Genomic DNA, 23,051 nt, shown 5'->3' with positions numbered 1-23,051 from the left:
GCTCACGGGTGGCTCGATTCGGTCGCGGGGCGGTGGTCGGTTGTGGGGCGGGCGTGGTCGGGGGAACGCAGCAGAGCGCGCTGCCCGGGAGCGAGTTCGGTGCGCCAGGAACGGGTCGGCGCCCACCCGAGCCGCTCGGCGGCGTGCCGCGAGCTGAACGCCGGGGCCGTGCCGGTGAGGGCGGCGGCCTCCGGGTAGGGCAGCAGCCTGTCGAGGGAGTCCAGCGCCAGCGCGTCATCCGCCCCGACGAAGAAGACCTCGCCGTTCTCGGCGGCGCCCGCGCGCTCGACCCAGGCCAGCACGAAGTCGGCGGCGTCCCGCGCGTCGACGTAGTTGAACAGCGAGACGGCGGCGAGCGAGGGATCGTTCAGGCGGTCGACGACGGTGTGGCCCTGCTGCGTGGGTTCGCCCGCCCACTCGCCGGGCGAGATCACGAAGCACGGGCGGAAGGCGCCGAAGATTGTGGATGTCGCCTGGCGGGCGAACATCGCGACCGTGTTCTCCACGAGCTGTTTCGACAGCGCGTAGGCGTTCCACGGCCGGGCCGGGTGCCGCTCGTCGAGGGGCAGGTAGTCGGGCCGCCAGCCGGTGGGGCTGCCGTAGCCGATCACGGTCGGGCTCGACGCGGCCAGTACGCGGGCGACCCCGTGCTGGCGGGCGGCGTCGAGCACCGTGAACGCGAGTCGCGAATTGGTGCTCAGGATGTCGGCCTCCGGCGCCGAGAACGGCACGGCGATCGCCGCGAGATGCACGATCGCGTCGGGCGCTTCGGCCGCCACGAGATCCGCGAACGCGGTCGGGTGGGCCAGGTCGATGTCGAGCTGCCGGCCGGTGAAACCGGGGGCGGTGGCGCGGTCGATGCTGACGACCTCGTGGCCGGCGGCCTCCAGCGTGGACAGCGTCGAGCGGCCGAGTCGGCCCGCGCCGCCGGTAACCAGAATTCTCATTCATCCTCATCGTCATTGATCGGAAAGAGAGGCGGCGACCCGACTGGGAAACCGCTTTCTCAGATACACTCTAGGCTCGAAGCGAGCCGGACCACAAAGGTGCGGCTGCAACTCACGCAAAGGAGCGCGGAGTATGGCGGTTCGACCCGACGGCGGACTCACCACCGCCACCGACCGCGCCGCCAAGCGCCAGCGACTGCTCGGCGTGCTCGACGGGGCAGACGCCGACGAGCTCGTGCTCACCAGCCACGGCGCGATCGCCTGGTATCTGGGCGGCACCCGCACGCACACCAGCCTCGCCGGCGACCCGCTGCTCGCGGTGGTCGTGGGCCGCGACGGCGACACCGTCGTGCTCTACTCCAACGAGCGCGCCCGCCTCGAGGCCGAGGAACTTCCCGACGACGTGACCGTGGTCGAGGTGCCCTGGTACGAGCCGCTCGCGCTGCCGGCCGGCCCGCGGGTGGTCCGCGAGAGCGAGGTGGCGCACCGGCTGCGCACGGCCCGCGCCGCGCTGCTGCCGGTGGAGCTCGACGCCTACCGCGAGCTCGGCCGCGAGTGCGCCGAGGTGACGACCGTCGTGCTGGGCGCGGCCCGCAGCGACGACAGCGAGCGCGAGATCGCGGCGGCCCTCGGCGCCGGCCTCATCGCGCGCGGCATCGACCCGCTGGTGCTGCTGGTCGCGGGTCGCGACCGTCTCGGCCACCGTCATCCGCTGCCCACGGCGGCCCCTCTCGGCGACCGGGCGATGGCCGTCGTCTGCGGCCGCCGCGACGGGCTCGTCGCCAACCTCACCCGCTGGGTGCGCTTCGGGCCCGCGCGTGCCGACGAGAGCGATGCCGAGGCGCGCATCCGCGAGGTCGAGGCGGCCTTCTTCGCCGCGACGGTGCCGGGCGCGACGCTCGGCGAGGTGCTCGCCGCGGGAACCGCCGCCTACGGCAGCAACGGCTTCGACCCCGAGGAGTGGCGCCGCCACCACCAAGGGGGAGCTGCCGGCTACAACGGCCGCGACCCTCGGGCCACGCCCGGCGCCGCAGACCCCATCCACCTCGGGCAGGCCTTCGCCTGGAACCCCACCGCCCCGGGCGCGAAGATCGAAGACACCGTGCTGCTCGCCGCCGACGGCATCGAGGTGCTCACCGTCGATCCCGCCTGGCCGACCGTGACCGTGGGCGGGATCCGCCGCCCCATCGAACTGGAGAGACCATGACCGACACCCTGCGCGCCGCCATCATCGGAACAGGGTCGGTGGCCGTTCTGCACGCCCGCAGCATCGCCGCGATCGACGGCGCCGAGCTGGTCGCGGTCGCCGACGTGCTGCCCGGCCGTGCCGCCGAGTTCGCGGCTGACAACGCGCCGGCCGCCGCGGCCTACGACTCGTTCGAGGCGCTCTTCGCGGCCCACGAGATCGACGTCGTGCACCTCTGCACCCCGCCCGGAGTGCACCGCCCGCAGGCGGTCACGGCCTTCGCCCACGGCGCCCACGTGATCGCCGAGAAGCCGCCGGCTCTGTCGCTCTCCGAGCTGCAGTCGATGACGGATGCCGCGGCCGACGCCGACCGCCGGTTCGCGGTCGTCTTCCAACAGCGCACCGGCTCGGCCGCCGACCACGTGAAGCGCCTGCTCGACGCGGGAGCGTTCGGGCGGGTGCTGTTCGCCACCTGCAACACGCTCTGGTACCGCGACGCCGAGTACTACGCCGTGCCGTGGCGCGGACGCTGGGAGACCGAGGGCGGCGGCACCACCCTCAGTCACGGCATCCACCAGATCGACCTGCTCGCCTACCTGCTGGGCGACTGGCGCTCGGCCTCGGCCCAGCTCTGGCGGCAGGACCGCGATGTCGAGACCGAGGACGTCTCGACCGGCACCATCCTCTTCGAATCGGGTGCCGTGGCATCCGTCTCGACCAGTGTCGTGTCGCCCCGGCAGACGAGCTCGATCCGCATCGACACCGAGCGGGCGACCATCGAGGTCGATCATCTCTACGGGCACGACCCGTCGCACTGGCGCATCACGCCCGCTCCGTCGGTGGGCGAGGAGGAGGCGGCGAGCTGGGCGTTCGGCAGCGAGGTGGTCGCGAGCGGACACGACGCCCTGCTCGAGAGCGTCTACGCGTCGCTGTTCAGCGGCTCCGGGCTGCCGGCGGTGGCGGCCGAGCCCGCGCGGGCGCTGGAGATCGTCACCGCTTTCTACGTGTCGGCGCGCGAGGAGCGGCAGATCGGCCGCGTCCGGGTGCAGAGCGACGAGTCGCTGCGAGGGGCGCTGGAGTCGCCGGTGGTGGACAACCGGCCCGGAATCGACGGGTGAGCGCGCCGATCTACCGCGATGCGCTGTGGGACGGCGCGTCCGACCCCGCGGTGATCCGCCGCGAGGGAACCGACGAGTGGTGGATGTTCTACACCCAGCGTCGCGCCCTGCTCGAGGCGCCCGGCGTCGAATGGGTGCACGGCAGCCGTATCGGGGTGGCCGTCTCGACCGACGGCGGCGTCAGCTGGCAGTACCGCGGGGTCGTCGACGGGCTCGACGCACCGGACGAGCCGGGACTCAATACGCACTGGGCGCCCGAGGTGGTGCTCCTCGGCGGCGAGTACCACATGTACCTCACCTGGATCGCGGGCACCCCCTCCGCCTGGGCCGGGCATCATCGCCACATCGTGCATTTCGTCAGCGACGACCTCGTCTCGTGGAGCCGAGTGGGGCGAGTGGATGTCGGCGACTTCGTCATCGATGCCGCCGTAGCATGCGCCCCCGGCGGTGGACTGCGCCTGTGGTTCAAGGACGAGGCGGCGGATTCCACCACCTGGAGCGCCGTGAGCACCGACGGCTACGACTGGCACCGCGAGGGGCTCGTCGTCGGCGGCGCCCCGCACGAGGGCCCGAACGTGTTCGAGCTCGGCGGCTGGTGGTGGCTCATCGTCGACGAGTGGCAGGGGCAGGGCGTGTATCGCTCGACCGACGGCATCGGGTGGTCGCGACAGGCGGCGCGGATACTCGAATCGCCGGGCGCGCACCCGGAGGACCGCGAGATCGGCCGGCACGCCGACGTCCTGGTCACGGGCGATACCGCCGTGGTGTTCTACTTCACGCACCCGGGGTTCGACGGGTCGGAGCTCTCCGACGCCTCGGCCCCGGCAGCCCGGCGGACGGCGATCCACGTCGCCGAGCTCGCGGTGCGCGACGGTGCTCTCGTCGCGCACCGCGGACTGCCGGACACCTCCGCCCGCTACCTCTGACAGCGCGCTGCTACTCGGGCAGCTGGACGCGGACGACCTCGCCCGTGGCCGTGACCACGGTGTCCGCGGAGTCGACGACGACGACAATGCGGTCGCCGACGCGCCAGGCCCGGAACCACGGGGCCTCGCCGCTCGGTGACGACGCGGTGACGGCGTCTGCCGCAACGGGCGATCGGCCGATGGTGAGCGGTTTGACCTCGCCCATCCAGGCGCTGATGCCCTCGAGGGTGCGGCGCTGCACAGCGGGGATCTCGCCGGAGGCCTTCGGCCCGATGTTCAGGAGCAGCCGGCCGCCGCGCGACACGATGTCGGCGTAGAGGCGGGCCAGCTCGCGCGGGCCGAGGGTGAGCGACTCGTCCTCGAGTTGGTTGAAACCGAAGGAGAACCCGAGCCCGCGGTTGTGTTCCCACCCGACGCCGGCCTCGTTCTGCGTGTCGTGCGAGTACTCGCTCGTGCGGTAGTCCCAGAGATCGGTTCCCCATCGGTCGTTGACGATGCCGTCCGGCACGACCGCCCGGTAGTGCGCCATCAGGGCGTCGAGAGTTCCGTCGGCCTTGCCCGCGTCGGGCCACTCGATGTCGTTCCAGATCACCGAGGGCCGGTACCGGTCGATGAGGTCGCGGACGTGGCCGGTGGCGTAGCGCGCGTAGGCGTCGTCGACCGGGCGGTAGTCGTCGACGTGCTCCATGGTCTCCAGCGGAGGGAAATCGGTGAACGCCCAGTCGAGCCCGCCGGAGTAGTAGACGCCGAAGCGGATACCTTCGGCGCGGACCGCGTCGGCGAGAGGCGCGAGCAGGTCGCGCTTCGGACCGCGGGCGACGGTCGTCAGATCGCCCGACCCCGGTGCGTCCCACAGGGTCACGCCGTCGTGGTGTTTCGTGACGGGGATCACGTAGTCGGCGCCGGCCGCCGCGAAGAGCGCGGCCCAGTCCGACGGGGAGTACTCCTCCGCCTTCCACCGGTCGAGGAAGCTGTCGTACGGCGCCCCGCCGTGTTCCTCGCGCTGGTGCGCTTCGGCCGGGGACCCCGCGATGCGCACGGTGTTCGCGTACCACTCGGCGTAGGCGTTGTGGGCGAACCACTCCTCCGGCGGCACCGCTCCCCACGCCCCGGTGGGCTCCGCCCAGGCCGGAACCGAGTACGGCCCCCAGTGAACGAAGATCCCGAAACTCGCGTCTCGCGCCCACTCGGGGAGCCGGGACTGTGCTGTCATGAGAAGCCTTTCGTGTGAGCTGCGGGGAACCGCGGGGAAGGGGCCGGTCGGAATTCACAGCGGTCGGGTGAATGCTAGCGGCACAGTGCGGCGCGGTTTCGCCGCGGCGACGACTGTCGTTGACCCAATTCAAACCCTCTGTTAGTGTGACGGAAAGCGCTTTCTCGGAGGCGTTCCCATGCACTAGGTAAACAGAGACGTTTCCAGGAGGACAATGATGTTCAGCATTCGAAAATCACGCGCGGCAGCCGCCGTGGGGCTCGGCATAAGCGCGGCAATCGTGCTTGCGGGCTGCTCGGGTGGTGGCGCAGAGCCCGCCACGACCTACGACCCCGACGAGAAGGTCACCCTCAACTTCGCGTTCTGGGGCAACGACGTCCGCGCTGCGCTCTACGACGAGGCCTTCGCCGCGTTCAACGAGGAATACCCGAACATCACGGTCAACAGCTCGTTCCTCGGCTTCCCCGAGTTCTGGGAGAAGCGCCAGACGGAGGCGGCCGGAGGCGGCCTGCCCGACGTTATGCAGTTCGACTACTCGTACCTCCGCCAGTATTCCGAGAACGGGCTGCTGCTCGACCTCGACCCCTACCTCGGCAACATCATCGACACCGACCCCCTCAGCGAGAACATTCTCGGGATCGGCGTCGTCGGCGACGTGACGACGGGCATCCCGACGTCCACGAACGCCTGGGGCCTCTACACGAACCCGAAGCTGCTCGAGCAGGTCGGCGTCGAGGGCTACGAGGGCGGCGGAAGCTGGGACGACTACGCGGACTGGATGGAAACGGTCACCGACGCGGGCGCGGCCCAGGGAATCTACGGCGGAACGGACTGGACCGGACGCATCCAGAACTTCGAGCTCCAGCTGCGCGCCGAAGGCTCGTACCTGTTCAGCGAGGACGCGGAGCCCGGCTTCGACAAGGACCGCCTCGCGGAGTTCTGGGAACAGGGCGACGACGTGCGTGACGGTGTCACCATCCCGCAGCAGCGGCTCGAGGAGATCTACCCGCTCTCCGGCTTCGACGCGGCACAGACCACCAGCGAGCTGACCTGGGACAACTTCGGCGCCGGCTACCTCGGCAACCTCGGCGAGAGCTTCACCGAGCTCGGCCTGGTCGAGCCGCCCGTGACCGTCGAGGGCGCGAAGGACCTGTACCAGAAGCCGTCCATGCTCCACACGATCTCGGCCAAGACCGACCACCCCGAGGCCGCGGCGACGCTGGTGAACTTCCTCGTCAACTCGCCGGAGGTCGGAGCGATCTTCGGAACGAACCGCGGCCTGCCGGCCTCGGAGACGCAGCTCGAGGGCGCCGACCTCCAGGGTATTGACGCGCAGATCAACGACTACGAGGCTTCTATCGAAGACCGCCTCGGAGACGCACCGCCCGTGCCGATCATCGGTGCCGGCACGCTGGAGGAGAAATTCCGCCAGATCGGCCAGGAGCTCGGCTTCGGCACCCTCACGGTCGACGAAGCGGTCGACCAGTTCTTCAACGAGATGGACGTCGTCCTCAACCAGTAACACCTGATGTTTCCCGGGCCCGCGCGAGCGGGTCCGGGATTCGTCTCACTGATCGGAGAATCACGTGTCAATCGCACAAGAGGCTGCAGTGACGCAGCCGAGCACCGCCACCGGGACGAGTTCCGGTTCGTCTGACGACTCGCGAAAGACGAGCCCGACCCCGGGGCGCCTCAAGGCGAACCGCCGAGAGAACGTTGCTGGCTACAGCTTCCTGCTCCCGTGGATGATCGGTTTCCTGGGGCTCACCCTCGGCCCGATGATCTACTCGCTCTACTTGTCGTTCACGAAGTACAACCTGTTCTCCGATCCCCAGTTCGTCGGTTTCGACAACTACGTGCGGATGTTCACCCAGGACCCGCAGTTCATGCAGTCCGTCCAGATCACCCTGATCTACGTGCTCGTCGGCACCCCGGTGAAGCTGGCGGCGGCGCTCGGAGTCGCGATGCTCCTCAACTACCGCAACAAGGGCTCCGGATTCTTCCGCTCGTCGTTCTACGCTCCGTCGCTGATCGGTGCGTCGGTATCCGTCGCGATCGTCTGGCGCGCGATGTTCTCCTCCGGCGGCCCGGTCGACTCCTCGCTGAGCATCTTCGGAATCAACATCGGCGGCTGGGTGGGGAACATCTCGCTCGTCCTGCCGATGATGATCCTGCTCGCGGTGTGGCAGTTCGGCGCCCCGATGGTCATCTTCCTCGCCGGCCTCAAGCAGATACCCCAGGAGCTCTACGAAGCCGCCTCTGTCGACGGTGCCGGACCGGTGCGCAAGTTCAAGTCCGTCACCCTGCCGATGCTGAGCTCGGTGATCTTCTTCAACCTGCTGCTCGAGACCATCAACGCGTTCCAGGTCTTCTCCTCCGCGTTCATCATCTCCAACGGCTCGGGCGGCCCCGCCGGCATGACGAACTTCTACACCCTGTACCTCTACAAGCGAGGATTCGCCGACGGGCAGATGGGATACGCGGCCGCTATGGCGTGGGTGCTCCTGATCGTCGTCGCCATCATCGCGTTCGTCCTGTTCCGCACCTCGAACCGCTGGGTCCACTACGCAGGAGAGAGCAAATGAGCACCATCGAAGTCGACCGCGCGGAGCTGCTCGAGGGCCAGCTCAACCCCGCACCCAAGCGCAAGAAGGTCAAGCGCGGCACCGTCAACACCGTGATCTGGTTCGCCGTGCTGATCGTGACCACCGCCGTCATCCTGTACCCGCTCGTCTGGCTGGTCTTCTCGACCTTCAAGCCCTCGGCCGAGTTCGGCCAGAACCCGGGTCTGATCCCCGACAACCCGACGATCAACAACTACCTGAAGGTGCTCGACGGCATCGCCGGCATCCCGCTCTGGCGGTTCTTCGCCAACTCGCTGCTGATCGCGGTGCTGGCGGTCATCGGAGTCCTGGCGTCGTCGGCGTTGGCGGCCTACGCGTTCGCGCGCATCAAGTTCAAGGGCGTCGGCATCTTCTTCGCCGCGATGATCGGAACGCTGCTCCTGCCGTTCCACGTCATCATCATCCCGCAGTACATCATGTTCCAGAAGCTCGACCTGATCGACACCTACGTGCCGCTGATCCTGCCGAAATTCCTCGCGACCGAGGCGTTCTTCGTCTTCCTGATCGTGCAGTTCATCCGCAACATCCCGCGCGACATGGACGAAGCGGCCCGTATCGACGGTGCCGGCCACATCAGGATCTTCTTCTCGATCATCCTTCCCCTGATCCGGCCCGCGTTGATCACGAGCGCGATCTTCGCGTTCATCTGGACGTGGAACGACTTCCTCGGCCCGTTGCTCTACGTGAACTCGCCCGAGAAGTACCCGCTGCCCATCGCGCTGCGGTTGTACAACGACGCGACATCCACGTCTGACTACGGGGCCACGGTCGCCGTGTCGTTCCTCGCCCTCCTGCCGATCCTGATCTTCTTCATCGTGTTCCAGCGGTTCCTCGTCGAGGGTGTCGCGACGCAGGGACTCAAGGGGTGACCCTCGTGACGGACAAGCGCGGGCGCCGCGCCGCGAGCGACGCGCGACGCGCGGCCGCTTCCGGCAGCGGTCCCGTGCGCGAGGACGTGCCGCCGGCGCGCTTCCCCGGCGCCAAGAACTGGTTCGGGCTGCTGGGGGAGGTGCTCGCCGTCGGAATGCTCGTCTCCCTCGCGTCGCTGCCCCTCATCACGCTGCCGGCGGCGCTCGCCGCCGGGGTCGGCCACATGCGCCGCTACCTGCTGGCCGAAGAGACCACGTTCGACTCGGCCTGGCGCCAGTTCAAGGCTGCATTCCTCGGCGGCGCGGTCGTCGCCGTCGCGAGCATCGTCCTGGTGCTCGTGCTTCTGCTCGACATCGACCTGGCGAACTCTGGTGCGCTGCCCGGAGGGCCGGTTATCGCCGCGGTCGGGTGGATCGGGCTCGCGGCCGTCGGCCTCGCCCTCTTCACCTCCGCGGGACTCTGGACCGCCGACCGCGGGTGGCGCCGGTCCATCGCCCTGGTTCCCGGCGTCGTGCGCAGCGACCCGGCCGGTGCCGCCTACACGGTCGCCACCGGCGTCTTCGCCGTGATCGTCACCTGGCAGCTCGCGCCGCTGATCGTTCCGGCGCTCGGCTGCGTGGTGCTCGCCATCGTCGCGATCCCCGAGCGGGCGCGGCGGGGCCACGGCGACACCGGACAGTGAGTCTCGACCCCGTCTACGTCGAGCGGCTCGCCTCCGGCGTCTCGATGGCGGAGCCGGTGGGCGACTACGCGGCGCCGTCGTGCGTCGTCGTCTCGTCGACGATCGCCGGGGTGCCGGTACGCTCCTACGGCGTCGACGGCCACACCCTCGTCTGGCTGCACGGCGGCGGGTTCTCGGCGGGCGACCTCGATATGCCCGAGGCCGATACCGTGGCGCGCGAGCTGGTGGCCCGCGCCGGGGTGCGGGTCATCTCGGTGGGGTACTGGCTCGCGGCGTTCCCGGCCGGACTCGACGATGTGGTCGCGGTGGTGTCGGCTCTCGACGCGCCGGTCGTGCTCGGCGGAACGAGTGCCGGGGGCAACCTCGCGCTCGCCGCGGCGTTGACGCTGCGGGGTTCGGCACGCGTGGAGGCCCTCGTGCTCGCCTACCCGTATCTGCACGTGGAGCATCCGGCAGCGCCATCCGACCTCGTCGACCGCATGGCACCGTTGCCCGAGTCGGCGCGGTTCACCCCCGAGAAGATGCGGGCGATGGCCGAGTTCTACCTCGGCGAGAGCGCCGACGATCCGCCGCCGCTCGCCTACCCGGGCACCGCCGAGTTCGCCGGGCTGCCGCGCACCCTCGTGATCGGCGCCGAATACGACGACCTGCTGACCTCGGCTCGGGATGCGGGCCGCCGCCTGCGCGCGGCCGGTGTTCCCGTCGAGGAGTACCTCGAGCCCGGCGTGCTGCACGGGCATCTCAACACCCCCGGGTTGCCCGGCGCGCTGCGAACCCTCGACGTGATCGCGCGGTTCGCGCGGTAGCTCAGCGCGCCGCGGCCCGCCCGACAGGACGAAATCGCCCGTTCGCACGCTCGACAGGACGATCGGCGGCGCGTCGGCCGCCGCATCCTGTCGATCGGCGGTGATGAGGGGAGGCCGGAGCGTCAGCGGGCCGCGGCCACCGCGTTGAACAGCGTGTCGGGGTTGTGGCCCAGCCGGTCGGGGCTCGCCACGTTGGTGAGCAGGACGAAGCACAGGTCGCGCTCGGGGTAGACCCAGAACTGCGTTCCGGCCCAGCCGCCGTGGCCGAAGACGCCGCGTTCGAGCAGCCCGGGTGCCGAGTGCCGCAGGTTCCAGCCGAGGCCCCAGTCCTGGCCGCGCGACGCGATGTATGGCTCCAGCTTCGGCAGCCCTGCCGTGAGCGGGCGCAGCATCGCGGAGCGCGTCGACGGGTGCACCACCGCCCCGTCGTCGCGCAGCAGCACGCTGCCGAGGGAGAGCAGGTCAGCGACCGTCGCGAAGAGGCCGGCGCCCGGATGACGCAGTCCGGCGAACCGCTCGTAGTCGAGACCCTCCGCTGCCGCGTCCACGACCGGCACGGGGTCGCAGTCGCGGTCGAAGGTCAGGCCGGGCATCCCGGCGTCGCGGGACAGGGACGCGAGGGAGGCGTCGAGCGATTCGCCCGTCGCGTGCTCGACGAGCGCGGCGACGCCCTCGAAGGCCAGGGTCGAGTAGCGCGTCATGGTTCCGGCCGCGAAGTCCTCGCCGCCGCGCACGAGTGCGCCGCGCAGGTCGGGGGCGTCCATGGGCGGCTCGGTGATGCCCGAGGTGTGGCTGAGCAGGTGGGTGAGGGTGACGTCCCGGCGGCCGAACTCGGGCAGCGCCGACTGCAAAGGTGTGTCGAGGGCGAGCAGTCCGCGTTCCACTGCGCGAAGGGCGGTGAGCCCGACGAGCGGTTTGGTGATGGAGAAGAGCGGGTAGTGGTCGTCAGTCTGCGCGACCCGGGCGTCGGTGCGGCCGACAGCCGCGACATCCACCACACCTTTCGACGTGGCGATACCGAGCACCGCCGTGGGCAGGATGCCGTCGCTCACCTGCCGTGCTGCCCAGTCGAATGCCCCGCCGAAATCTGCCCCGCCAGCCTCGTTGCTCATGATTGCAACGATACACAAAGCGGCCGCGCCTTGCTAAGGTGTCATTCGTCCCCGTCGTGTAAATCGTTGCAAAGGAGTGCGGGTGTCCAGCATCAAAGACGTCGCGGCGCTCGCCGGAGTCTCGATGAGCACCGTGTCGAACGTGCTCAACCGCCCCGAGCGCGTCTCGGCAGACTCGGTCGACCGGGTGTTACGGGCGATCGACCAGCTCGGCTTCGTGCGCAACGACGCCGCCCGCCAGCTCCGTACCGGCCGCAGCACCCTCATCGGCCTCGCCGTCATCAACATCAGCAACCCCTTTTTCACGGATGTCGCGACCGGCGTCGAGCAGGCCGCGAGAGACGCCGGCTATTCGGTGCTGCTCGGCAACAGCGCGTCGCGGCCCGAGGGCGAGGTCGGGTTCCTCGACCTGTTCGAGAAGCAGCGCGTCGACGGCGTGCTCATCGTGCCGTCGGGCGACGTGCTCGACAAGCTCGACGGACTGCGCCGCCGCGGGACCCCCGCCGTGCTGATCGACCGCGTCGACGACCGTCGCACCTTCTCCTCCGTGTCGACCGACGACGTGGTTGGGGGCCGGCTCGCGGGGGAACACCTGCTCGCGATCGGCCGACGCCGCATCTGGTTCATCGGCGCCGATCTCGGCGTGCGCCAGATGCGTGACCGGCTCGACGGGCTACGCGAGGCGGTGCGCGCGGTGCCCGGCGCCACGGTGTCGGTGGAGATCAGCGCCCACCTCAATGCCGAAGACGGTATCGCCTACGGGCGACGCATCGCCGCGCTGCCCGCCGCCGAGCGCCCCGACGCCGTGTTCGCCGCAAACGACATGGTCGCGCTCGGACTGCTGCAGGCCTTCACCGGTTCCGGCATCCGGGTGCCGCACGACATCGCGATCGTCGGCTACGACGACATCGTGTTCTCGGCGGCCGCCGCCATTCCGCTCACCTCGGTGCGCCAACCCAGCCAGCGCATGGGCAGCACCGCGGCGACCCTGCTGATCGACCAGCTGGCCGGCGACGCCGAACACCGCTCGATCGTCTACGAACCCGAACTCGTCGTGCGGTCCTCGACCGCCGGCTGACACCCCCTGCTGACACCCCGGCTCACACACCCCTGCACCGACTCGAAGGAGAGTAACCATGTACTACGGCGGCGACTACAACCCCGAACAGTGGCCCGAGGCCGTCTGGCACGATGACGTGCGACTCATGCGCGAGGCGGGCGTCAACCTCGTCAGCCTCGGCATCTTCTCCTGGTCGCGCATCCAGCCCGCCGAGGGCGAGTTCGACTTCGAGTGGCTCGACACGGTCATCGACCTGCTGCACGCGAACGGCATCCAGGTCGACCTCGCCACCGCGACCGCCTCGCCGCCTCCGTGGGCGACGAGCGCGTATCCGCAGATGCTGCCGCAGGACGAGAACGGGGCAACGTACTGGCCGGGATCACGCCAGCAGTTCGCGCCCGCCTCGCCCGATTACCGTCGGCTCGCCGCCGCGCTCGTGACGGCGCTCGCGGAGCGCTACGCGCGTCATCCCGCCGTTGTCATGTGGCACGTCAACAACGAGTACGGCTGCCACGTGAACTACGACTACTCCGACAACGCGGCCGTCGCCTTCCGTGTCTGGCTGCGGGAGAAGTACCAGACTCTCGACGCGCTCAACGCGGCGTGGGGCACCGACTTCTGGTCGCAGCGCTACACCGACTTCGAGCAGATCGTGCCGCCGCGCAAGGCGCCGTACAGCCGTAACCCGGCCGGCGAGCTCGACTTCAAGCGCTACACCTCCGACACGCTGCTCGGGCTGTACCTGATGGAGAAGCAGATCATCCGGGCGGCGGGCGCGACCCAGCCGGTCACCACCAACTTCATGGGCGCGTTCCCGCCGGCCGACTACTGGTCGTGGGCCCCGCACATGGACGTCATCACCGACGACTGCTACCCCGATCCGAACGACCCGGAGTCGTTCCGTGCCGCGGCGTTCGCCCGCGACCTGATGCGCTCGTTCAAGCCGGACACCCCGTGGATCCTGATGGAACAGGCGAGCAACGCACTCAACTGGCGGCCGACGAACGCGCCCAAGGCGCCCGGCCAGATGGCCGCGCTCAGCACGCAGGCGGTCGCGCGCGGTGCCGACGGCATCATGTTCTTCCAGTGGCGGCAGTCGCGGGCGGGCAGCGAGAAGTTCCACTCGGCGATGCTGCCGCAGGCCGGGACCCGCACGCGCACCTGGCGCGAGGTCGTCGCCCTCGGCGCCGAACTCGGCGAGCTGCCCCCGCTGCCGGCGTCCCGGGATTCCCGCGTCGCGATCGTCTTCGACTGGGACAACTGGTGGGCGATCGGCAACCCCGACCACCCCGTACCGCTCGACTACCTCGCGCTCGTGCAGCGCTGGCACGCCGCCGCCCACCGGCAGCACGTGCAGGTCGATTTCGTGCAGCCGACCAGCGATCTCGCCGGGTTCGCCGTGGTCGTCGCGCCGCAGCTCTACCTGCTGACGGCCGAGGGCGCCGCGAACCTGCTCGCCTTCGCCGAGGCCGGCGGCCACCTGCTCATCGGCGCGTTCAGCGACCTCGTCGACGAGAACGACGCCTTCCGCGCGGGCGGCTACCTCACCCAGCTCGGCCCGTCGCTGGGAATCTGGCTCGAAGACTTCGGCGCGCTGGTACCTCCGGCCGGGAGCGGCGCCGGGCCGTCGTCCGCCGGGGAGTCCTCGGTGACCGGTCCCGTGGCATCCGGCCCCGGCCAAATGTTTGCTCCCCTTAAAGGCGCCGTCGAGGCGACCGGCACGCTGCTCGCCGAAGAGATCCACCTCGACGGGGCGACCGAGCTCGCCACGTTCGTCGGCGGGCGCCTCGACGGCCGGCCGGCGTTCACGGTCAACGCGGTCGGCGAGGGTCGGGCGTACTACCTGGCCACGATTCCGGATGCCGCGGGGAGTGGCTCCGTTCTGGCCCACGTCTTCACAGCCGCCGGCGTGCAGCCCGTGGTCGACGATCTGCCCGAGACGGTCGAGGCGGCCCGCCGCGGAGATGTCGTGACGCTGATCAACCACTCATCCGAGCCTGCCGAGGTGCCGTCGGGCACGCTGGCCCCCTTCGGCTACCTGATGCTGCGGGACGGCGAATGACGGCGACCTCCCGGATGCGGGGCGACGCGCGGCGTCGTCTGCTGTTCGTCGCGTCGCTGGGCATGCTGCAGGCCATCTGGCCGTTGACGATGGACCTCTACCTGCCGGCGTTCCCTCAGCTGCAGGACGAGCTCGGCACGAGCCCGGCGCTCGTGCAGTTCACGTTGACCGGCGCGTTCATCGGCATGGCGCTGGGGCAGCTCGCGGCGGGCCCGATCTCCGACGCCGTCGGTCGCACCAAGCCGCTCACCGTCGCGCTGCTCGTCTACACGGCGGCCACGGTCTCGTGCGCGCTCGCCCCGACCATCGAGTGGCTCATCGTGAGCCGCTTCGGGCAGGGGCTGGGAGCCGCGGGCTGTGCGGTCATCGGCATCGCGCTGGTGCGCGACACCGTCTCGGGCGCGGCGATGCTGCGGTTCGTCGCCAACCTCTCGGTGATCAGCGGGTTCTTCGTGGTGCTGTCGCCCGCGCTGGGCGCGCAGCTGCTCGGCGTGGTCGACTGGCGCGGGCTGTTCTGGGTGCTGGTCGCCTACGGCGCGCTGCTCGTCGTGCTCGCGTTCGCGGTGTTCCTGCGCTCGGAGACGAACCCGCCGTCGCGGCGTGCGCTGCGCGAGGGTGCCGGGGTGCGCGACGACTACCGGGTGCTGTTCGGCTCGCCGGTGTTCCGGGCGTGCGTGGTGGGCGGCGGGCTGATGTTCGCCGGGATGATGACGTACATGGCCTCGAGCGCGTTCCTGTTCCAGGACGTCTACGGCCTCACGGCCACCGAGTACGCCATCACCTTCGGCGGCCACGGCGCGCTCATGATCGTCGGCGCGCAGGTGAGCGCGCGGCTGTCGCGGCGGCACTCACCGAAGCGCATCGTGCTCGTCGGGCTCACCGCCCTCGTGCTGTCGGCCGCGCTCCTGCTGCTCAGCGTGCTGCTGCTGCCCGGCGCGGGCTTCGTCGGGTTCCTGCTGCCGCTGCTCTGCTTCACGACCTCGTTCGGCATGGTCGGGCCGGCCGCGCAGGCGTTCGTGCTCGAACCGCACGGCCTGCGCGCCGGCACCGCCGCGTCGCTGCTCGGCGCGTCGAACATGGTGTTCGCGGCCGTGTCGTCGCCGATCGCCGGACTCTTCGGGGTGGCGACGCCGGTCGCGACCGTGGTGATCATGCTCGTGCTGGCGTCGGCCGCGTTCGGGGCGTACGCGTGGGCGTTCCGGGTGCGGCGGGCTACGGCAGCAAGTGCCCCGCCGCCGTGAACAGGCGGTACCACTCCTCGCGCGTGAGCGGCAGGTCGGAGCCGAGCGCCGAGTCCCGCACCCGCGAGATCGTCGTCGTGCCGAGAACGACCTGGATATTCGCCGGATGACGCGTGATCCAGGCCACCGCGATGGCGGAGGTCGGCACGTCGTACTTGGCCGCGAGCTCGTCGATCACGTCGTTGAGGTCGGCGAAGTTCTCGCGGTCGCCGAGGAAGACGCCGTCGAAGAACCCCTTCTGGAACGGCGACCACGCCTGCAGCGTGATGTCGTTGAGGCGGCTGTAGTCGAGGATCCCGAGGTCGCGGCTCACCGACTGGTCGAGCCCGGCCATGTTCGCGGCGGTGCCCTGCGCGATGAGCGGTGCGTGGGTGATGCTGAGCTGCACCTGGTTGATCGGCAGCGGCTGGGTGACGTAGCGCTTCAGCAGCTCGGTCTGGCCGGGCGTGTGGTTCGAGAGACCGAAGTGTCGCACCTTGCCCGCGGCGTGCAGTTCGTCGAACGCCGATGCGACCTCGTCGGGCTCGACGAGCGTGTCGGGACGGTGCAGCAGCAGGATGTCGAGGTGCTCGAGGCGTAGCGCCGCCAGCGATTCGTCGACCGTGTCGAGGATGTGCTGCTTGGAGAAGTCGAACGACCCCTCCCGGATGCCCACCTTCGACTGCACCACGACGGACTCGCGCTCTGCCGGGGTGAAGGTGACCGCGTCGCCGAAGCGCTTCTCGGCGAAGTGGCGCGAGCCGCCGTAGATGTCGGCGTGGTCGAAGAAGTTGATGCCGGCGTCGCGCGCCGAGGCGACGAGGTCGCGGATCTCGGCGTCGTCGAGGTCCTTGATACGCATCAGGCCGAGGATGACGTTCGACGTCTCGAGGTCGGTCTGGGGGATGGTGGATATTTTCATGGGGGTCACTTCCTTGTGATGGGTTAGAGCGCCTGTGGCGTGTAGGTGCGCACCTCGAACGCGGCCGCGACGAGCGCCCGCATCGCCGCGCGCGAACCGTCGACGAGGCCTGCGGCACGCGCCTGCACGAGCACGTTGCCGATCGCGGTCGCCTCGACCGGCCCGGCCTGCACGGGCAGCCCGCTGCGGTCGGCGATCAGCTGGCAGAGCAGCTCGTTCTGCGAGCCGCCGCCCACGATGTGGATCACCGACACTCGCTTGCCCGACAGCGACGACGCCGTGCGCACCGCGTCGACGAACGCCGCCGCGAGGCTCTCGATGATGCTGCGCACGAACTCGGCCTGACTCCCGGGCACGACGGCGCCGTTCTCGCGGCACCACTCCGCGATGCGGGCCGGCATGTCGCCGGGAGTCAGGAATCTGGGGTCGTTGGCGTCGAAGACGGCAACGGGGACGGTGACGGCGGATGCCGCGGCGAGCAGCGCCGGCAACGAGATCGGGGTCGCGCCCCGCTCCCACTCGCGCACCGACTCGCTCAGCAGCCAGAGGCCCATCACATTGTGCAAATAGCGCACCGTGCCGTCGACGCCGCCCTCGTTGGTGAAGTTGGCGAGACGTCCGGCCTCCGACAGTTCGGGTCGTTCGAGCTCGACGCCGACGAGCCCCCAGGTGCCGCAGGAGATGTACGCGAAGTCCTCGGTCTGCGCGGGTACTGCCAGAACAGCGGATGCCGTGTCGTGCGACCCGACGGCGGTGACACCCGTCGCGGGGTCGATGCCGATCTCGCGCGCGACGTCGTCCAGCAGCGGACCGATCCTCGTGCCGGCATCCACCAGCTCGGGGAAGAGCGACGCCGGCAGCTGGAGCCGCCGCAGCAGGGCCGCGTCCCACTCGCCGGTGGCGATGTTGACGAGTCCCGTCGTCGACGCGTTGGTGCGTTCGGCGACTTTGCGGCCGGTGAGCCAGTACCCGAGGAGGTCGGGCACGAGCAGCACGCCGTCGGCTGCATCGAGGCTGCCGGCCAGCCGGTCGGCGGTCAGCTGGTAGAGCGAGTTGAACGGCAGGAACTGCAGGCCGTTCGCGGCGTAGAGCTCGGGCGGCGTGACGAGTCCGTGTACCGCCTCGACCGCGGCGTTGTTGCGCTCGTCGCGGTAGTGGTACGGAACGCCGAGCATGCGGCCGTTCCGCAGCAGCGCATAGTCGACAGCCCAGGAGTCGATGCCGATGCTGGCGATCGCGGGCTCCTCGCGGGCCGCGGCGCCGAGGCCCGCGACGACGCTGCGGTACAGCTCGAGGATGTTCCAGTGCAGGCCGTCTATCGTGCGCACCGGCGTGTTCGGGAACCGCGCGACCGGGCGGATGCTCAGCTCGTTCGCCGAGACGTGTCCGAGGATCACCCGCCCGCTCGTCGCGCCGAGGTCGACGGCGGCGACCGCGGTCGTCATCGGAGACCCGTGCTCATCGCAGGAAGGCCGCGGCCACGCCGGCGTCGACCGGGATGTGCAGTCCGGTCGTGTGGCTGAGGTCGCCCGTGCACAGCACGAACACCGCGTTCGCCACGTTCTCGGGCAGTACCTCGCGCTTGAGCAGCGTGCGCTGCGCGTAGTACTTGCCGAGGTCCTCCTCGTCGACGCCGTAGACCGCCGCGCGCTTGGCGCCCCAGCCGCCGGCGAAGATGCCGGAACCGCGCACCACTCCGTCGGGGTTGATGCCGTTGACCTTCACGCCGTACTCGCCGAGCTCGGCCGCGAGCAACCGCACTTGGTGCGCCTGATCGGCCTTCGTCGCCGAATACGCGATGTTGTTCGGCCCGGCGAACACCGAGTTCTTGCTCGAGATGTAGATGATGTCGCCGCCGAGCTTCTGGTCGATCAAGACGCGGGCCGCGGCGCGCGACACGAGGAAGGACCCCTTCGCCATCACGTCGTGCTGCAGATCCCAGTCGGCGACCGTGGTCTCGAGGAGCGACTTCGACAGCGAGAGACCGGCGTTGTTCACCACGAGGTCGAGCCCGCCGAAGGCGAGCAGCGCGGCGTCGACCGACGCCTGCACGTCCTCCTCCGAGGTGACGTTCGCCTGCACGCCGATCGCGACATCGGTCGAGCCCAGTTCTGCCGCGGCATCCTGAGCCTTCTGCAGGTCGAGGTCGGCGATGACGACGCAGGCGCCCTCGGCGACGAGACGCGTGGCGATCGCCTTGCCGATTCCGGATGCCGCTCCCGTGACGAGCGCGATGCGGCCGGCGAGCGGCTTGGGCTTCGGCAGGCGCTGGAGCTTCGCTTCCTCGAGCGACCAGTACTCGATGCGGAACTTCTCCTCGTCGGAGATCGGCGCGTAGGTCGAGATCGCCTCGGCGCCGCGCATCACGTTGATGGCGTTGATGTAGAACTCGCCGGCGACGCGGGCCGTCTGCTTGTTCGCGCCGTAGCTGAACATGCCGACGCCCGGGATGAGGATGATGGCCGGGTCGGCGCCGCGGATGGCTGGGGACTCAGGGGTCGCGTACGCGTCGTAATAGGCCTGGTAGTCGGCACGGTACTGCTCGTGCAGCTCGTCGAGGCGCGCGATCGACTCCTCGACCGAGGCCGACGCGGGCAGGTCGAGCACGAGCGGCTTGACCTTGGTGCGCAGGAAGTGGTCGGGGCAGCTCGTGCCGAGGGCCGCGAGACGCGGGTGCTCGGAGAGCCCGAGGAAGTCGGTCACGACCTCGGCGTCGGTGAACGAGCCGACCTGGGGCTTGTCGGTCGACGCGATCGAGCGCAGGTGGGCGGCGAGGGCCGCGGCCTTGGCGAGGCGCTCGGCCGAGGGCAGTGCACCGTAGCCGGGCAGGTCTTCGCCGAAGGGGTGCGATTTGCCGTTCTCGGCGATGTACGCCTCCGCTGTCTCGATGATCCAGAGCGAGTTGGCTTCCGCTTCGTCCGACGTGGAACCCCAGGCCGTGATGCCGTGGCCACCGAGGATCACACCGATCGCGTCGGGATTCGCCTCCTTGATCGCGGCGATGTCGAGCCCGAGCTGGAAGCCGGGTCGGCGCCAGTCGACCCACGCGACCCTGCCGCCGAACGCCTTCGCGGTCAGCTCTTCGCCGTCGGCGGCGGTCGCGAACGCGATACCCGAGTCGGGGTGCAGGTGGTCGACGTGGTCGGCGTCGACGAGCGCGTGCATCGCGGTGTCGATCGACGGCGCCGCGCCGCCCTTGCCGTGCAGCGTGTAGTCGAATGCGGCGACCATCTCGTCCTCGCGCTCGACGCCGGGGTAGACGTCTTTCAGCCCGCGCACGCGGTCGAGGCGAAGGACCGCGAGGCCGGCTTCCTTCAGCGTGCCGAGGTCGCCGCCGGATCCCTTGACCCAGAGCAGTTCGACCGGCTCGCCGGTGACGGGGTCGGTCTCGGTGCCCTTGGCGCTGGTGTTGCCGCCGGCGTAGTTGGTGACGCGCGGGTCGGAGCCCAGGCGGTTGGAGCGCGCGATGAGCTGCGCTGCGGTCTCGTTCGTCATGGCTATGCTCCCCAGCTTGCCTGTGCGCCGCCGACGCGGTCTTCGGCGATTTTCTGCTGATATCCGGATGCCGCGTACGCAGCCATCGGGTCGGTGGGCAGTCCCCGTCCCGCGCGCCACTCGGCGAGGGCCGGCCGCACGTCGGTGTAGAACGCGTCCATGAGGATGCCGTTGGCGCCGAGCACGTCGCCCGCGTCCTGCGCGGCCTTGATCGCGGCGGGGTCGACGAGGAGCGCACGCGCCGTCATCTCCTGCACGTTGAGCACGGAGCGCATCTGTCCGGGGATCTTGTCCTCGACGTTGTGGCACTGGTCGAGCATGAAGGCCACGGTCGACTCGGGTCCGTAGCCGCCACCGCGGATCACCTCGTAGAGGATGCGGAAGAGCTGGAACGGGTCGGCCGCGCCGACGATCAGGTCGTCGTCGGCGTAGAAGCGCGAGTTGAAGTCGAAGCTGCCGAGCTTTCCGAGGCGCAGAAGCTGGGCGACGATGAACTCGATGTTCGTGCCCGGGGCGTGGTGGCCGGTGTCGAGGCAGACGAGGGCGCGCTCGCCGAGGGCCGAGACCTGGGCGTACGAGGTTCCCCAGTCGGGAACGTCGGTGTGGTAGAAAGCGGGCTCGAAGAACTTGTACTCGAGCACGAGGCGCTGGTCGTCGCCGATGCGGGCGTAGATCGAGGCGAGCGAGTCGGCGAGGCGGTCCTGACGGCCGCGGATGTCGCCCTGGCCCGGGTAGTTGGTGCCGTCGGCGAGCCAGATCTTGAGGTCCTGCGACCCCGTGGCGTGCATGATGTCGATGCACTCGAAGTGGTGGTCGATCGCCTTCTGGCGGATCTTCGGGTCGGTGTGCGTGAGCGAGCCGAACTTGTAGACGTCGTCCTGGAACGTGTTGCTGTTCACGGTGCCGAGCTGCATGCCGAGGTCGGCCGCGTAGTCGCGGAGCGCCGAGTAGTCGTCGACCTTGTCCCACGGAATGTGCAGCGCGACCTTGGGGGAGAGGCCCGTGTACTGGTTGACCTGCGCCGCGTCGGCGATCTTCTCCTGGATCGTGCGCGGTGTGCCCGGGGTTCCGAACACCTTGAACCGGGTACCCGAGTTGCCGAAGGCCCAGGAGGGGAGCTCGATGACCTGGGTTTCGAGCGCGGACGAAATGTCGCTGAATTGCACCATTGGAATTCTTTCCGTGTTGTGGTCACCCGGTCCGCGGCATCCGCCGCCCGCCGGAGTGAATCGTTTCAATAAGTACTGTAGTTGGTCGTGCGGGGTTTCACAATCAGAGCTTCGCCAGTTGGTCGTCGAGGTTGAACACCTCGGTCAGGTAGTTGAACGCCTCGTCGGCGGGGCGGTCGATTCCGACGAAGTGGTCGGCCATCGCGGCCTGCCAGCGGGCGTTGACCTCGGTGGCCGCCATCCCGTCGAGATTCGCCTGCAGGTCTTCCGTTTCGAAGTAGCCGATCACCAGCCCGTCGTCGCGCATGAAGATCGAGTAGTTGTTCCAGCCCGTCGCCTTCAGCGCCTCGAGCATGTCCGGCCAGAGGGCGGCGTGCGCCTCGGTGTACGCCTCGATGTGGTCGGGCTTCACCTGGAGCTGGAAGCAGATGCGCTGGGTCATGGGGGCCTTTCGTTTGTGTGGCCTGCGAGGGAGGTATCACCCTCCCTCGCAGGCTCGGTCGGCGCTGGGGTCGCAGAAACGCTGGCGCGTTTCTCATAGCTCCACCGCGCTCAACCACCGGATGTTGTAACGGTCTAGAAGTCGAACTCGCCGATGTTGTCGGCGTCGAACGTGTACGGGTCGCCGAGGAGGACCGTGCCGTCCTCTTCGACGGTGAAGTCGCCGAGCTCGCCGGCGCTGAACTCGTCGCCCACCTCGCCGGTGATGTCACCCTCGATGAGTGCCTTCGCGGCGTAGGCCGCGAGGTAGCCGAGGTCCGCCGGGTTCCACAGTGCGAACGCGGTGACCGTACCGTCTTCGACGTAGTCGCGCATCTGGTTCGGGGTGCCGAGACCGGTCAGTGCGACCGTGCCCTTGAACTCCGAGGTCTGCAGGTAGCGGGCCGCGGCCGCGATGCCGACCGTCGTCGGGGAGATGATCCCCTTGAGGTTCGGGTGCGTCTGCAGCAGTGCCGCCGTCTTGTCGAAGCTGGTCTGGTCGTCGTCGTCGCCGTAGACGGTGTCGACCAGGGTGATGTTCGGGTGGTTGGCCGCGAGGTCTTCCTTCATCAGGTCGATCCACGCGTTCTGGTTCGTGGCGTTTGCCGTCGCCGAGAGGATCGCGATCTCGCCCTCGTCGCCGATCTGCTCGGCGATGAGGTCGACCTGGATCTTCGCGATGCCCTCGCTGGTGGCCTGGTTGATGAAGATGTCGCGGCACTCGACGTCGGTGTCGGAGTCGAAGGTCACGACCTTGACGCCGTTGTCGCGCGCCTCGTTGAGGGCGTCGCAGATCGCGGTCGGGTCGTTGGCCGACACGACGATTCCGCCCACGCCCTGCTGGGTGAGCGTGTTGATGTAGCTGACCTGGGCGTCGGGGCTGGCCTCCGACGGCCCGACCTCGGCGTAGGTGCCGCCGAATTCCTCGATCGCCGTCTCGCCGCCCTTGTCGGAGGTGTCGAAGTAGGCGTTGCCGAGGTTCTTCGGCAGGAACGTGATGGCGAGGTTGCCGCTGTCGCCGCCCCCGCCCCCGTCTCCGCCGTCGTCGCCGGCCGCACAACCGGTGGCGACGAGCGCTACCGTGACCGCGAGGGCTGCGAACGCGCCGACCCGGCCCGAATTCTTCTGAAACAACATCTTTGTTCTCCCTTGTGAATGT

The 23,051-nt window shown here is 69.5% G+C and carries 20 protein-coding genes; 11 read left to right on the top strand and 9 right to left on the bottom strand.

Annotation, left to right across the window (positions count from 1 at the left end; all coding sequences use genetic code 11):
* Positions 1 to 2 precede the first annotated feature (2 nt).
* The gene (locus tag HD599_RS15775) at positions 3 to 947 is read right to left on the bottom strand and encodes an NAD-dependent epimerase/dehydratase family protein (RefSeq protein WP_184239324.1); all 945 of its coding nucleotides are present in this window, start codon (positions 945 to 947) and stop codon (positions 3 to 5) included.
* A gap of 133 nt (positions 948 to 1,080) precedes the next feature.
* On the opposite strand from HD599_RS15775, the gene HD599_RS15770 reads away from it, so the two are divergent.
* The 3 genes from HD599_RS15770 to HD599_RS15760 are packed head-to-tail and all read left to right on the top strand — an operon-like array spanning position 1,081 to position 4,177.
* Complete coding sequence (locus tag HD599_RS15770) at positions 1,081 to 2,154, top strand: M24 family metallopeptidase (protein WP_184239322.1); 1,074 nt, start codon at positions 1,081 to 1,083, stop codon at positions 2,152 to 2,154.
* Positions 2,151 to 3,251: a Gfo/Idh/MocA family protein gene (locus HD599_RS15765; RefSeq protein WP_184239320.1), complete on the top strand. Its 1,101-nt coding sequence runs from the start codon at positions 2,151 to 2,153 to the stop codon at positions 3,249 to 3,251. Before HD599_RS15770 ends, HD599_RS15765 begins: the two co-directional genes overlap by 4 nt.
* Positions 3,248 to 4,177, top strand: coding sequence for a glycoside hydrolase family protein (locus HD599_RS15760; RefSeq protein WP_221420528.1), 930 nt, complete (start codon positions 3,248 to 3,250; stop codon positions 4,175 to 4,177). The genes HD599_RS15765 and HD599_RS15760 overlap by 4 nt, the downstream gene beginning before the upstream one ends.
* Before the next feature lie 10 nt (positions 4,178 to 4,187).
* Here the strand turns inward: HD599_RS15760 and HD599_RS15755 are convergent, their stop codons facing one another.
* The gene (locus HD599_RS15755) at positions 4,188 to 5,390 is read right to left on the bottom strand and encodes an alpha-L-fucosidase (protein WP_184239318.1); all 1,203 of its coding nucleotides are present in this window, start codon (positions 5,388 to 5,390) and stop codon (positions 4,188 to 4,190) included.
* Positions 5,391 to 5,607: 217 nt separating this feature from the next.
* Between HD599_RS15755 and HD599_RS15750 the strand changes: the two genes are divergently transcribed.
* The 5 genes from HD599_RS15750 to HD599_RS15730 all read left to right on the top strand — a co-directional run bounded on the left by HD599_RS15750 (position 5,608) and on the right by HD599_RS15730 (position 10,372).
* Positions 5,608 to 6,912: an ABC transporter substrate-binding protein gene (locus HD599_RS15750; protein WP_184239317.1), complete on the top strand. Its 1,305-nt coding sequence runs from the start codon at positions 5,608 to 5,610 to the stop codon at positions 6,910 to 6,912.
* A 211-nt stretch (positions 6,913 to 7,123) separates the two neighbouring features.
* On the top strand, positions 7,124 to 7,975 hold the full coding sequence (locus HD599_RS15745) for a carbohydrate ABC transporter permease (protein WP_246376885.1): 852 nt from the start codon (positions 7,124 to 7,126) through the stop codon (positions 7,973 to 7,975).
* Complete coding sequence (locus HD599_RS15740; RefSeq protein ID WP_184239308.1) at positions 7,972 to 8,883, top strand: carbohydrate ABC transporter permease; 912 nt, start codon at positions 7,972 to 7,974, stop codon at positions 8,881 to 8,883. The genes HD599_RS15745 and HD599_RS15740 overlap by 4 nt, the downstream gene beginning before the upstream one ends.
* Entirely contained in the window at positions 8,880 to 9,566 is a 687-nt protein-coding gene (locus tag HD599_RS15735; RefSeq protein WP_343062110.1) for a DUF624 domain-containing protein, read from the top strand. The genes HD599_RS15740 and HD599_RS15735 overlap by 4 nt, the downstream gene beginning before the upstream one ends.
* Positions 9,563 to 10,372, top strand: coding sequence for an alpha/beta fold hydrolase (locus tag HD599_RS15730; RefSeq protein WP_184239306.1), 810 nt, complete (start codon positions 9,563 to 9,565; stop codon positions 10,370 to 10,372). Before HD599_RS15735 ends, HD599_RS15730 begins: the two co-directional genes overlap by 4 nt.
* Positions 10,373 to 10,494: 122 nt before the next feature.
* Here the strand turns inward: HD599_RS15730 and HD599_RS15725 are convergent, their stop codons facing one another.
* Complete coding sequence (locus HD599_RS15725) at positions 10,495 to 11,484, bottom strand: serine hydrolase domain-containing protein (RefSeq protein WP_184239304.1); 990 nt, start codon at positions 11,482 to 11,484, stop codon at positions 10,495 to 10,497.
* A gap of 82 nt (positions 11,485 to 11,566) precedes the next feature.
* Here HD599_RS15725 and HD599_RS15720 point away from each other — a divergent pair, with 82 nt between their 5' ends.
* From HD599_RS15720 to HD599_RS15710, 3 genes are read left to right on the top strand one after another with little or no spacing between them, the layout of a single operon-like run.
* Positions 11,567 to 12,562, top strand: a complete 996-nt coding sequence (locus tag HD599_RS15720; protein ID WP_343062109.1) for a LacI family DNA-binding transcriptional regulator — start codon at positions 11,567 to 11,569, stop codon at positions 12,560 to 12,562.
* A gap of 58 nt (positions 12,563 to 12,620) precedes the next feature.
* On the top strand, positions 12,621 to 14,606 hold the full coding sequence (locus HD599_RS15715; RefSeq protein ID WP_184239300.1) for a beta-galactosidase: 1,986 nt from the start codon (positions 12,621 to 12,623) through the stop codon (positions 14,604 to 14,606).
* Entirely contained in the window at positions 14,603 to 15,847 is a 1,245-nt protein-coding gene (locus HD599_RS15710) for a multidrug effflux MFS transporter (RefSeq protein WP_184239298.1), read from the top strand. The genes HD599_RS15715 and HD599_RS15710 overlap by 4 nt, the downstream gene beginning before the upstream one ends.
* Here the strand turns inward: HD599_RS15710 and HD599_RS15705 are convergent.
* The 6 genes from HD599_RS15705 to rhaS form a co-directional block, all read right to left on the bottom strand.
* Positions 15,819 to 16,748 carry an aldo/keto reductase gene (locus HD599_RS15705; protein ID WP_184239296.1) on the bottom strand — a complete coding sequence of 310 codons (930 nt, stop codon included), beginning with the start codon at positions 16,746 to 16,748 and terminating at the stop codon, positions 15,819 to 15,821. The genes HD599_RS15710 and HD599_RS15705 overlap by 29 nt on opposite strands.
* Positions 16,749 to 16,771: 23 nt before the next feature.
* Entirely contained in the window at positions 16,772 to 18,193 is a 1,422-nt protein-coding gene (locus HD599_RS15700; RefSeq protein WP_184239294.1) for a rhamnulokinase, read from the bottom strand.
* A 13-nt stretch (positions 18,194 to 18,206) separates the two neighbouring features.
* Complete coding sequence (locus HD599_RS15695) at positions 18,207 to 20,243, bottom strand: bifunctional aldolase/short-chain dehydrogenase (protein ID WP_184239291.1); 2,037 nt, start codon at positions 20,241 to 20,243, stop codon at positions 18,207 to 18,209.
* 2 nt (positions 20,244 to 20,245) lie between these two features.
* Entirely contained in the window at positions 20,246 to 21,412 is a 1,167-nt protein-coding gene (gene rhaI / locus HD599_RS15690; protein ID WP_184239289.1) for an L-rhamnose isomerase, read from the bottom strand.
* A 103-nt stretch (positions 21,413 to 21,515) separates the two neighbouring features.
* Positions 21,516 to 21,854 (bottom strand): L-rhamnose mutarotase, encoded by a 339-nt coding sequence (locus HD599_RS15685; RefSeq protein ID WP_184239287.1) that lies wholly within the window; start codon positions 21,852 to 21,854, stop codon positions 21,516 to 21,518.
* A gap of 134 nt (positions 21,855 to 21,988) precedes the next feature.
* Positions 21,989 to 23,029, bottom strand: a complete 1,041-nt coding sequence (rhaS, locus tag HD599_RS15680) for a rhamnose ABC transporter substrate-binding protein (protein ID WP_184239285.1) — start codon at positions 23,027 to 23,029, stop codon at positions 21,989 to 21,991.
* Positions 23,030 to 23,051 lie beyond the last annotated feature (22 nt).

Source organism: Conyzicola lurida (assembly GCF_014204935.1).
Lineage (GTDB): Bacteria > Actinomycetota > Actinomycetes > Actinomycetales > Microbacteriaceae > Conyzicola > Conyzicola lurida.
This window is presented reverse-complemented; position numbering and strand designations above follow the sequence as displayed.